This is a genomic window from Thermoflexus sp. (assembly GCF_040289485.1).
Classification (GTDB): Bacteria; Chloroflexota; Anaerolineae; order Thermoflexales; family Thermoflexaceae; genus Thermoflexus.
Genome location: NZ_PSLG01000085.1, coordinates 329 through 7,566, shown reverse-complemented (window position 1 = coordinate 7,566; position 7,238 = coordinate 329). Strand labels below are relative to the sequence as shown.

At 71.1% G+C, this 7,238-nt stretch carries 6 protein-coding genes; 2 read left to right on the top strand and 4 right to left on the bottom strand.

The window, feature by feature from the left end; genetic code table 11:
* On the top strand, window positions 1–592 hold a 592-nt coding region (locus tag C4313_RS10630; RefSeq protein WP_503012466.1), incomplete at its 5' end, for a hypothetical protein.
* Between the two features lie 22 nt (window positions 593–614).
* Here C4313_RS10630 and C4313_RS10625 read toward each other — a convergent pair.
* The 3 genes from C4313_RS10625 to aroA form a co-directional block, all read right to left on the bottom strand.
* Entirely contained in the window at window positions 615–2,294 is a 1,680-nt protein-coding gene (locus C4313_RS10625) for a R3H domain-containing nucleic acid-binding protein (protein WP_352429837.1), read from the bottom strand.
* Between the two features lie 122 nt (window positions 2,295–2,416).
* Entirely contained in the window at window positions 2,417–3,316 is a 900-nt protein-coding gene (locus C4313_RS10620) for a shikimate dehydrogenase (protein WP_352429836.1), read from the bottom strand.
* A gap of 16 nt (window positions 3,317–3,332) precedes the next feature.
* Window positions 3,333–4,649 (bottom strand): 3-phosphoshikimate 1-carboxyvinyltransferase, encoded by a 1,317-nt coding sequence (aroA, locus tag C4313_RS10615; RefSeq protein WP_352429835.1) that lies wholly within the window; start codon window positions 4,647–4,649, stop codon window positions 3,333–3,335.
* A 140-nt stretch (window positions 4,650–4,789) separates the two neighbouring features.
* Here aroA and C4313_RS10610 point away from each other — a divergent pair, with 140 nt between their 5' ends.
* Complete coding sequence (locus C4313_RS10610) at window positions 4,790–5,191, top strand: HesB/IscA family protein (RefSeq protein WP_352429834.1); 402 nt, start codon at window positions 4,790–4,792, stop codon at window positions 5,189–5,191.
* A gap of 403 nt (window positions 5,192–5,594) precedes the next feature.
* Here the strand turns inward: C4313_RS10610 and pheT are convergent.
* On the bottom strand, window positions 5,595–7,238 hold a 1,644-nt coding region (pheT, locus tag C4313_RS10605), incomplete at its 5' end, for a phenylalanine--tRNA ligase subunit beta (protein WP_352429833.1).

Below are 7,238 nucleotides of genomic sequence, written 5' to 3'. Positions count from 1 at the left end.
GGCGGAGCGGTTGGTCCGTGTGGAGGAGGCGCAGATCCGGACGGAGGAGCGGCTGGCGCGTCTGGAGGAGGTGGTGGCGCGTCTGGCTGAGGCCCAGGTCCGCATAGAGAAGCGGATGGATGACCACGTTCGAAAGGTCGAGGATCGGTTGAACGCCTTCGGCGCCGTGGTGGGGCGAACCGCCGAGGGCCGGATGGCCGTTTATATGGAACGTTGGCTCCAGCAACAGGGGTTCCAGGTTCTGGATCCCATCGCCGCCTTGCCCCTGGGCTCCGAAGGGGAGATCGATGGGGTGACGCGGGTCCAGGACGCCTCCGGGCAGGTCCGGTGGGTGCTAATCTCCTGCAAGCTCCACGTCACCTCCCAGCACCTGGAGAATTTCGACGGGAATCTGCGGCGGAAACGGGTCCAGGAGTTCCTGAAGGCCTTCGGGATCTCCGGGAAGGCCCTGGCTTTCATCTTCGGGTTGACCCTCGATATCAACGTGCTGCGGATGGGGAAACGCTTCCCCCTCGGGCTGGTGCTGGAGGAGCGGGGGCAGATCTTCGCGGCTTCGGAGATCGATCTCGAGGCGCCTGCCGAGGGATCCTGAGAGCGCGAGGGGCCAAGGGCCCCTATTCGGCATAGATGCGCACGTAGCGGTTGGGCTCCTTGCCGTAACTGTGGGAGATCAGGTTGTACTGGCGGGCCAGCAGGTGCTGCTGGCGACGGATATACGCGTTCTGCGGGGAGAGATCCACGTAACGGGCCTCCCCAGCCAGGATCTTCCGAATGGCCGCCTCCGCCTCCTCGAGGGCCTGGGCTAGACGATCCTCCCCTCCTGCCTCCACCGGCGCCAGGTTCAGGATGTCGGCCAGACAGCTCTCGATCTGGGTGGCCGTGTTGGAGCGCACCACGTAGATGGGGATCCCTCGGCCCTCGGCCTCGCTGAGCGCCCGCGGATGGCGCCGGTAATGGGCTTTGGTGGTGATCACCACATCGGCCTCGCCCAGATCCTCCACGATCTGGATGGGTGTCCCGAAGGTGCCGGCGGCCCGCTGCAGACGGTTCCGGGCCAGCCCCAGGGGATACACCCGCAAGGGCCGCCGCGGGCCGTTGCCGGAGGGGATGGCAGGCGCCTCCCACCGGACCTCCGAGGCCTCCTCCGCCATCTCCTCCCGGAAGGCCTCTGCCCGCTCCACCCGCCCGCGGGGGAGGACCGGCAGGGATTCCCCCGCGGCGATCGGCGTGGTGGCGATGATCTCGCCCCGCCAGAAGGGGAGGGGGGACTTCCCGACCATGGTGGCCCGGCGGAAGCGTGGCTTCTCAATATGGATGCGCCCCTCCGCATCCCGATAGCGGAGCTCCACGTCGGGCTGCTGACCCCGCAGCAGCGCGTCCACGCTGGCGGCCACGTCGTGGTGGACCAGCAACCGCTGCCGGTCCTGGATCTCGATGAGCACATCGAAGGTGGGCGGGGCCCGCCGCTCCAGGACCGTCTTCTGGGTGCCCCGCCGCCGCGCTTCCTCGTCGGAGAGGGTGACGCTCTCCACCCCGCCCACCAGGTCCGAGAGGGTGGGGTTCATCAGCAGGTTCTCCAGGGTGTTCCCGTGGGCGGTGGCGATCAACTGCACCCCCCGCTCGGCGATGGTCCGGGCGGCGATGGCTTCCAGCTCGCGCCCGATCTCGTCGATGATAATGACCTCCGGCATGTGGTTCTCGACGGCCTCGATCATCACCTCATGCTGGAGACTGGGCTTGGGGACCTGCATGCGGCGGGCGCGGCCGACGGCCGGGTGCGGGATGTCCCCATCGCCGCCGATCTCGTTCGAGGTGTCCACAATGACCACGCGCTTGTGCTCCGCCAGGACGCGGGCCGCCTCCCGAAGCATAGTGGTCTTGCCGACGCCGGGCCGGCCCAGGAGCAGGATGTTCTTCCCCGAGAGGATGATGTCTTTGATGATATCGATCGTCCCATAGACGGCCCGCCCGACCCGGCAGGTCAGGCCGATGATGTTGCCGCGCCGGTTGCGAATGGCGCTGATCCGGTGCAAGGTGCGCTGGATCCCGGCCCGGTTGTCGGCGTCGAACTCCCCGATGCGGGAGACCACGTATTGGAGGTCCGTCTCGGTGACCTCGCGCTGGCAGAGGGTGACCTCGCCGTCGGTGTATCGCGCCTCCGGGTATCGGCCGAGGTCCAGGACCACTTCCAGCAAGGCCTCGTTGCGGTTCTGGTCCCGGACCGCCTGGGCGATGTCCGGAGGCAGGACGTTCAGCAACGCCTCCAGGTCGTCGGTGATCTGGAACTGGGTCATTCTGGTCCGCCAACTCCTCCGATCAGGGTTCCAAGGCATGCCCCCTGAGGCCATCCCCCGGGATGGCCTGCCCCGGAGGGCCGGGGTCCGGTTCAGGGGGCTGATCCCTGGATCACCTTATTCTAGCGCGCCGCCGCCGGGTTGTCGAAGGGAACGGCGGGGGATCCGCCCTCCAGGGCCCGGCGCATCACCTCGAGGGGAGGCTCCCGTCCGGTCCACAGGAAGAAGGCCCGGGCGCCCTGGTGGAGTAGCATCCCCAGCCCGTTGTGGGCCGCGATGCCGGCGGCCTCCGCCAGGGCCATCAGTCGGGTCCGGGGGGGCTCGTAGATCAGGTCGATGACGTGCTGCAGGCCCCAGGGGAAGGGGCGCTCCGGCGGCCACGGCGAGGCCTCCACCTCTGGCGCCATCCCCACAGGGGTGGCGTTCACCAGCAGGGCGATGTCCTCCGGGAGGGGATCGGAGGGGCTCCGCCAATGGACGGGCGGCACCGTCAACCCCGCCCGAGACAGCCCCTCGGCCAGTTCCGCCACCATGCGGGCGGCCCGCTCGACGCTCCGGTGGACCACGAAGATCTCCGCGGCCCCCTCCAGGGCCAATGCGGCGAGGACGGCGCGGGCGGCGCCGCCCGCGCCCAGGATGGCGGCCGCCTGCCCGCGGACGGCGCATCCGGCCTCGGCCAGGGCCGCGCGGAAGCCGTCCACGTCGGTGTTCTCCCCGATCAGGCGCCCTTCCACGAAGCGCAGGGTGTTCACGGCGCCGACAGCCCGGGCCAACGGAGAGATCTCGTCCAGATACGAGAGCACCGCCATCTTGTGGGGGACGGTGACGTTGGCCCCGACGAAGCCCAGGGCCCGCAACCCCCGGATCGCCGCCTCTAGGTCCTCCGGACGCACCGGCAGCGGCACGTAAGCCCAATCCAGCCCCAGGGCGGCGAAGGCGGCGTTGTGCATCTGGGGGCTTCGGCTGTGGGCCACCGGCCACCCCATCAGCCCCACCAGTCGGGTGGTCCCACGGATCTCCATCCCAATGCCCTCCGAGTCAGGGGCGCGGTGGATCTTCCAGGGCCTCGACCTCGGCCCCCAGGGCCTGCAGGGTCTCCACAAAGCCCGGGAAGCTGTCCCCGATGCATCCGGCATCCTCCACCGTGGTCCCGCCCTCCGCCACGAGCCCGGCGACGGCCAGGGCCATGGCCAGCCGGTGGTCGCCGTGGCTGTGCACCACCGCGCCCCGCAGCGCCGTCGGCCCGTGGACAGTGAACCCGTCGGGGTGCTCCTCGATGCGGGCGCCCATGCGGCGCAGCTCGGCGGCCAGGGCGGCGATGCGGTCGCTCTCCTTCACCCGCAACTCGGCGGCGTCCCGGACCCGGGTCGTTCCCTCGGCCTGGGTGGCCACCACGGCGAAGATCGGGAACTCATCGATCATGCGGGGAACCAGGGGCCCACTCACCTCCAGAGGGCCCAGCCGGTCCGCCGCGCAGGCCGTGAGGGTTCCTACGGGCTCGCCGGCGATCTCCCCCTCCACCGCCACGGCCACCGGCGCCCCCATGGCCTGCAGGGCCTCCACGAAGCCCAGCCGGGTCGGGTTGAGCAGGACCCCCGGGATCCGCACTGCGGAGCCGGGGATGAGGACCGCCGCCGCCAGCAGGAAGGCCGCTGAGGACGGATCGCCTGGGAGATGGAGGTCCAGCGGCCGGAGCCGCGGCCCGGGGTGGACCGTCACCCCCTCGCCGTCCCGTTCCAGGGTGGCCCCCATCGCAGCCAGCAGGCGTTCGGTGTGATCCCGGGAGGGCGCCGGCTCGATCACCGTCGTGGGACCCTCGGCGTAGAGCCCGGCCAGCAGGAGGGCGGATTTCACCTGGGCGCTGGCCATCGGGAGCCGGTAGCGGAGCCCCCGGAGGGCTCCGCCCCGCACGAAAACCGGCGCGTGGCCGTCGGTGGTGTGGACCTCGGCGCCCATCCGGCGCAGGGGCTCGGCCACCCGTTCCATCGGACGTCGGGAGAGTTGGGCGTTGCCCGTCAGGATGCTGGGAAAGGGGAAGCCGGCCAGGATCCCCATCAGCAACCGCATCGTCGTCCCGGACCCGCCGCAATCGAGCGGGGCGATGGGGGCGCGGAGCCCCTGCAGCCCACGGCCGTGGACGCAAAGGTCCCCGGGGCCGAGGCGCTCCACCGGGATCCCCAGCGCCCGGACGCAACGCAAGGTGGCCTCGCAATCGGCCGCCGGGAGCCATCCGGACAGACGCGAAGTTCCCTCGGCCAGGGCGGCGAAGAGCAACGCCCGGTGCGAGAGGGACTTGTCTCCGGGCACCCGGTGGGCGCCCTGGAGCCGGGAGGCCGGCCGGATCCGTAATCGCATCGTCTGTCCTTCCGGGGTTCGGATGGCTCCTTATTTTATCACGGGGGAAGCCGTTCTCGGGACCCGGAGCCGCCGCGGGAGATTTGGAGTATCATGATCAGCGAAAAGGGCGGGGCGATCTGGCATGAGGAGGTGGTCTGATGGCCGAGGCGCGCGTTTCAGCGGAAGAGATGGCGGTGGTGACCCTGACGGAGGCGGCGGCGCGGCGGCTCCGGCAGATCATGGCCGAGAAGGGCCTCGAGGCCGGCTGGCTGCGGGTCTTCGTCGCCGGCGGGGGCTGCGCCGGGCTTCAGTATGGCATGGGCTTTGAGGCCCAGCCGGAGGCGGAGGACCTTCGGTTCGAGAGCCACGGCCTGCGCATCGTGGTGGATCCCCTCAGCGCGGCCTATCTCTGGGGCTCCACCATCGACTACGTGGACGCCTTGATGGGGGGCGGGTTCCAGATCCACAACCCCAACGCGGTCGCCACCTGCCGTTGCGGCCACTCTTTCCGTCCCCAGGGCGGGGCGGCGCCGACGGGCGGCGGCTGTGGCTGTCCCTAAGGGCGTGGCGGTGCTGTCGCCGTCGGCGGCGCATCTGGGCCTGCTGAAGAAGCGATACGATCCGGGTGCGGCAGGCCTCCGCAGGCGGGGCAATCCGGGCGGCGCTGAACGTTCAAAACACGGATCTCCATGATGGCGATGAGCCCGGGGGTAGTGCCCACCACCGGGAAGATCCCCGACGGCGGGCCCCCCGCGTCCGAACCGCGTAATCGTTCCCCGCGCGGCGGGCCTCGAACGGGTCCAGCCCGTCCACCCGGACATCCGCAGCGTCCAGGAGCGGATCACCTGGAGGTGCGGATTCAGGTGCCGGAGTCTGTTGGCGGCGGAGAGAACCATTCCTGCCCGGCCGCCCCCCAGCCCTCCAGGCGCATCGGCCGGTCGTAGCGCTCCGCCTCCTCGGCCTTCATGCGGGTTCCTCCTTCTGGCGGACCACCGCCCCGAGCCGCTCGGCCGCGGCCCGGATCAGCCGTTCCCGGAGGCCTGCCACCTCCCGGTCCGTCAGGGTGCGGTCCTCGGCCTGATAGAACACGGTGAAGGCCAGGCTCTTGTGGCCGGGCGGGATGGGATCCCCCTGATACACGTCGAAGAGCTGGACCTGGCGGACCAGCGGGGCGCCGGCCGCTTGGAGCACCGCCGCCAGGGCGGCGGCCGGGACGGCCTCGGGGACGATGAAGGCCAGGTCCTCCACCACAGGCGGGACGCGGGGGACGGCCTCGAAGGCAGGGGCCGCCGGGGCGAGGGCCTGCAGCGCCTCCAAGTCGAGTTCCGCCACCAGGACCGGCTGGTCGGGCAGTTCCCAGGCCCGGCGCACCTGCGGATGCAGTTCTCCCAGGAACCCCACGACCTGCCCCCCGGCGGACACCTCGGCGCCCCGGCCCGGATGCAGCACCGGGTGCTCGGTCCGCTCGAAGCGCACTCCCGGGAGGCGCAGCCGGGCCAGGAAGGTCTCCACCACCCCCTTCAGGTCGAAGAAGTCCATCGGCGCCCGGTCTACCGGCAGCCACGAGGCCGGATCCCGCGGGCCGGTCATGGCGATCCCCACCCGGCGGGGCTCCTGCGGCAGCGCCTCCCCAGGGACCGGGAGGAAGACCTTGCCCACCTCGAAGAGGGCCACCCGGTCCCGGAAGCGCAGGTTGGCGGCCAGGGTGCGCAGCAGGCCCGGCAGCAGCGTGTGGCGCAGCACCGTCCGCTCCTCGCTGATTGGGTTGATCAGCCGGATGTAGGGCAGGGCGGTATAGGGGTTGGCAGCGCCAGGCGGCGTCAGCCGGGCTTCCTCGTCGGGGTGGATGAGGGCATAGGTGATGATCTCCTGGAGGCCGCAGGCCACCAGCAGATCCCGGACCCGCTCCTCGAAAGCCCAGGACGGGTTGCCCCGCTGGGGCGGCAGGGGATCCCGCAGCCGGGTCTCCGGCATCCGATCGTAACCCCAGATCCGTGCGATCTCCTCGATGAGGTCCTCCGGGCGAGCGCAATCTCGACGGTAGTCTGGGACGGTGACCCGCCAGGCGGCCGCGGCCCGCCCCCCTCGGGGCGATCGGACCGGCGCCACCTGGAAATCCAGGGCACGAAGGATGCGGACGATCTGGCGCGGCGGCGGGGCGAAGCCCAGCACCCGCTGCACTTGCTCCACGGAGAGGGGGATCACCACACGGGGTGCTCGGCGCTCATAGGCGTCGGCGATGCCCCGGGCCACCACGCCATCGGCCCAGCGTTGCATCAGGGCCGCCGCCCGCCGGGCTGCGGGCAGCGTCAGGGCCGGGTGGATCCCCCGCCCGAAGCGGGCACTGGCCTCGCTGGACAGCCGGTGGCGGGCGGCGGTGCGGCGGATGGAGATGAAGTCGAAGTTCGCCGACTCCAGGAGCACCCGCCGCGTGGACGCCGTCACCTCGGTCTCGGCGCCGCCCATCACCCCCGCGATGGCGATGGGCCCGGCCTCATCGCAGATCAACAGGTCCTCCGGGTCCAGGTCCCGCTCCACGCCGTCCAGAGTGCGGATCCGCTCCCCCGGCCGGGCGCGGCGGACGATGATGGTGGGCCGGCGGCCGCC